Source organism: Brevundimonas sp., assembly GCF_036405315.1.
Taxonomy (GTDB): domain Bacteria; phylum Pseudomonadota; class Alphaproteobacteria; order Caulobacterales; family Caulobacteraceae; genus Brevundimonas.
Map to the genome: position 1 here is coordinate 1 of NZ_DASWXW010000083.1, position 4,021 is coordinate 4,021.

Consider the following 4,021-nt stretch of genomic DNA (forward strand, 5'->3'; position numbering starts at 1 on the left):
TTGCGGTTGGTCAGGCCGCACCGGGCCGTGGCCACCAGGGCCGCGCAGGCGCCGGTGCCGCAGGCCAGGGTCAGGCCCGCGCCGCGTTCCCAGACCCGCAGCCGGATATGGTCGCGGTCCAGCACCTTGGCGAAGCCGACGTTGACCCCTTCCGGGAAGAGTGGGTGATGCTCGACCAGCGAGCCGGAGCCCTTCACGAAGGCGTCGTCCTGCCGGTCGGTGAAAAAGACCACATGGGGATTGCCCATGGAGACCGCGCCGGGCGTGTGCAGCACCGGCGCGTCGATCGGCCCGACCTGAAGCTCGATGCCGCGCGTGTCCATTTCTTCGGCCAGCGGCACCTGATCCCAATCCAGACGCGGCGCGCCCATATCGACAGTCACCAGATTGGCCGCGGTCGTCGGCCCTTCGGGACCTCCCGATCCGACGCGGCTAGATGCGCGTTTCGCCGTCGTCGGCCCGCCGAGCGTGTCGATGACCACCTCTTCCTTGCCGGTCGCCTCCAGCAGCAGCCAGCCGACGCAGCGCAGGGCGTTGCCGCAGGTCTGCACCATCGAGCCGTCGGCGTTCCATACCCGCATGAAGGCGTCGGCGGTCTCGGAGGGCTCGACGCCGATCAACTGGTCGAAGCCGCCCAGACCCGCCGCCGGGTCGGCCAGGGCGCGCACCTGTTCCTCGGTCGGATGGAAGCCTTCCTCGAAGGCCTGGACGACGATGAAGGCGTTTCCGGCGCCGTTCATGCGGATATAGGGGCGAGCAGCCTGGGTCATGTCCGCCTTCATATAGGATTTTTCGCCGGTTCATGTATCGCTGGCGGCGATGGCGTCAGATCATAGCGAAACCGGCAAATCCGAAGGTCTGCGGCTGAGGGCGCGGCTGCGCTACCTCTATCACGGCTCCCAGCCGGCGGCGGTGAAGTTCCGCCTGATGGTCATCGTCATCGACCTGGCCATCATCGCCTTCTTCCTGGCCACGCCGATCCTCAAGGAGGCGGGCTGGGTCTTCTATGTGATGGACTATCTGATCGCCGCCGTTCTGGGGCTGGATCTGGCGGCGCGGGCCTATGCCTATTCCGACATCCGCGACTGGCTGAAACGGCCGATCGTCTGGGTCGATCTGTTCGTGCTGGCGACCCTGCTGTTCCCGGTCTGGCTGGCCAACCTCGGCTTCCTGAGGCTGCTGCGGCTGTGGAGCCTGCTGAACAGCGACCTGTTCTGGCGCACCATCGGCCGCCGCTTCGACGACACGCGGGTCGAGGAAATCACCCGGGCCCTGGCCGCTCTGATCACCTTCGTCTTCGTCGTGACCGGCTTCGTCTATGCCTATTTCCGGGGCAAGGCCGAGCACATCAACGGCTATCTGGACGCCCTCTATTTCACCGTCGCCACCCTGACGACGACGGGGTTCGGCGACATCACCCTGCCGGGCAACGGGGGCCGGGTCATCTCCATCATCGTCATGCTGGTGGGCATCACCCTCTTCATCCGCCTGGCCCAGACCCTGATCCGGCCGCACAAGGTCAAGTTTCCCTGCCCGACCTGCGGTCTGCAGAAGCACGATCCCGACGCCGTCCACTGCAAGGCCTGCGGCCAGATCCTGTGCATCCCGGATGAGGGCGATTGACGCCCGTTCCGCCGTCGCTGCGACGAAAGATGACAGGCTTGTAAGATTTCCGCCGCTTGCCGCGGTCCTCGTGTCTCGCCAAGGTGCCGCCCAATTTCTGTTGGGGAATGAAAACATGATCCGCACTCTGGCGTCCGCCGCCGCCCTTCTTCTCGCCGCCGGAGCCGCTCCCGTCGCCATGGCCCATTCGACCGACACGCCCGCCGCCGCCTCCACGCCGGGCTTCGCGACCAGCGACGCGACCGATCCCTACATCTGGCTGGAAGAGGTCGAGGGCGAGCGCGCCATGGCCTGGGTCAAGACCCACAATGAGCATTCCCTCGGCACGCTGCAGGGCGACCCGCGCTACGAGACCCTGCACCAGCAGGCGCTGGACATCGTCCAGTCGCGCGACCGCATTCCCTCGCCCGGCTTCACCCACGACGGCCACATCGACAACTTCTGGCAGGACGCGACCCATGTGCGCGGCATCTGGCGTCGCACGACGCTGGACAGCTATCGCACCGCGACGCCGACCTGGGAGACCATCCTCGACATCGACGCCCTGTCGGCCGCCGAGGGCGCCAACTGGGTCTACAAGGGCGCCAGCTGCCTGCCGCCCGAAGAGCGTTACTGCCTGGTCTCCCTGTCGAACGGCGGCAAGGACGCGGTCACCATCCGCGAGTTCGACAGCGTGACGAAGACCTTCGTCGAGGGCGGCATCAGCCTGCCGGAATCCAAGGGCGGCGCCAGCTGGATCGACAAGGACACCCTGCTGATCTCGCGCGACTTCGGCGAAGGTTCGCTGACGGACTCGGGCTATCCGCGCACCGTGCGCCTTCTGAAACGCGGTCAGACCGTGGATCAGGCCGTCGAGGTCTTCGCCGGCCAGAAGACCGACGTCTCGGTCTCGGGCTACACCCTGCGCGACGCTGACGGCGCGGTGCAGGCCGTGTTGCTGAACCGGGGGATCAACTTCTATGAAAGCGAAACCTGGCGCCTGAACGCCGACGGCACGACGACGAAGCTGGAGTTGCCGCTCAAGGGCAACATCAACGCCCTGGTCGCCGGCCAGATGGTGGTGACGACGGATCAGGACTGGACCGCGCCCTCGGGGCAGGAATTCAAGACCGGCGACGTCATCGCCTGGAACCTGAAGGCCTGGCTGGCAGATCCCAAGACCCCGGCGCAACTGATCATCCGCCCCGGCGAGCGCGAGGCCATCGAGGGCATCAGCGCCACCCGCAACACCCTGGTCGTGGCCCTTTATGAAAACGTGCGCGGTTCGGTCTATGTCTACCGTCCGAACCCGTCCGGCGAATGGGCGCGCACCCGTCTGGACCTGCCGCAGAACGTCACCGTCGGCGTCGGCTCGGCCTCGGAACGCGACGACAAGATCTTCGTCAGCGTCGCCGGCTATCTGAACCCGTCCAGCCTCTATCTGGCGGACGCGGCGACCGGCGCGGTCGCCCTGACCAAGTCCCTGCCCGCCAAGTTCGACGCTGCGGGCATGCGGGTGGATCAGTTCGAGGCCCGTTCGGCCGACGGCACCATGATCCCCTATTTCGTCGTCCATAAGGACGCCATGGCCATGGACGGGTCGAACCCGACCCTGCTCTACGGCTATGGCGGCTTCCAGTCGTCGCTGCTGCCCGGCTATTCGCCGACGGTCGGCAAGCTGTGGCTGGAGCGCGGCGGCGTCTATGTCATCGCCAATACGCGCGGCGGCGGCGAGTTCGGTCCGAAATGGCACCAGGCGGCTCAGCAGGAAAACCGTCAGCGCGCCCACGAGGACTTCCAGGCCGTGGCCCAGGACCTGATCACGCGCGGGATCACCTCTCAGCCGCACCTGGGGATCATGGGCGGCTCACAGGGCGGCCTGTTCATGGGGGCCATGCTGACCCAGCGCCCCGACCTGATCAATGCGGCGGTCATCCAGGTGCCCCTGTTCGACATGCTGCGCTTCCACAAGCTGCTGGCCGGGGCCTCGTGGATCGGCGAATACGGCAACCCGGATATCCCCGAACAGCGCGCCTGGATCGAGGAATATTCGCCCTATCAGCGTCTGGCGGCGGGGCAGCCCTACCCCGAGGTCTTCATCCACACCTCGACCAAGGACGACCGCGTCCACCCCGGCCACGCCCGCAAGGCGGCGGCGCGGATGGAGGAATTGGGCTACCCGGTCCTCTTCTATGAAAACGTCGACGGCGGCCACGCGGCCGGCGCCAACCTGCGCGAAACGGCTCGCCGCATCGCGCTGGAATACACCTATCTGACGCGTCGCCTGATGGACGAACCGGCGCAGCAGTAAGCGGTATCTGATCCTCCCCTGTGAGCCTTGGCGAACGGGGGAGGGGGACCACGAAGTGGTGGAGGGGGCGACCCCGAACGCCGAGGTTGGTTCCGCCCCCTCCACCGC

At 66.7% G+C, this 4,021-nt stretch carries 3 protein-coding genes; 2 read left to right on the forward strand and 1 reads right to left on the reverse strand.

The features are described from left to right. Positions 1-770: diaminopimelate epimerase (gene dapF, locus VGE49_RS05125; protein ID WP_331033494.1), on the reverse strand; the 770-nt coding region annotated here is incomplete at its 3' end. A 49-nt stretch (positions 771-819) separates the two neighbouring features. Here dapF and VGE49_RS05130 point away from each other — a divergent pair. Further along, positions 820-1,623: a potassium channel family protein gene (locus VGE49_RS05130; RefSeq protein WP_331033495.1), complete on the forward strand. Its 804-nt coding sequence runs from the start codon at positions 820-822 to the stop codon at positions 1,621-1,623. Between the two features lie 115 nt (positions 1,624-1,738). Continuing rightward, entirely contained in the window at positions 1,739-3,913 is a 2,175-nt protein-coding gene (locus VGE49_RS05135) for a prolyl oligopeptidase family serine peptidase (protein WP_331033496.1), read from the forward strand. Positions 3,914-4,021: the final 108 nt, after the last annotated feature.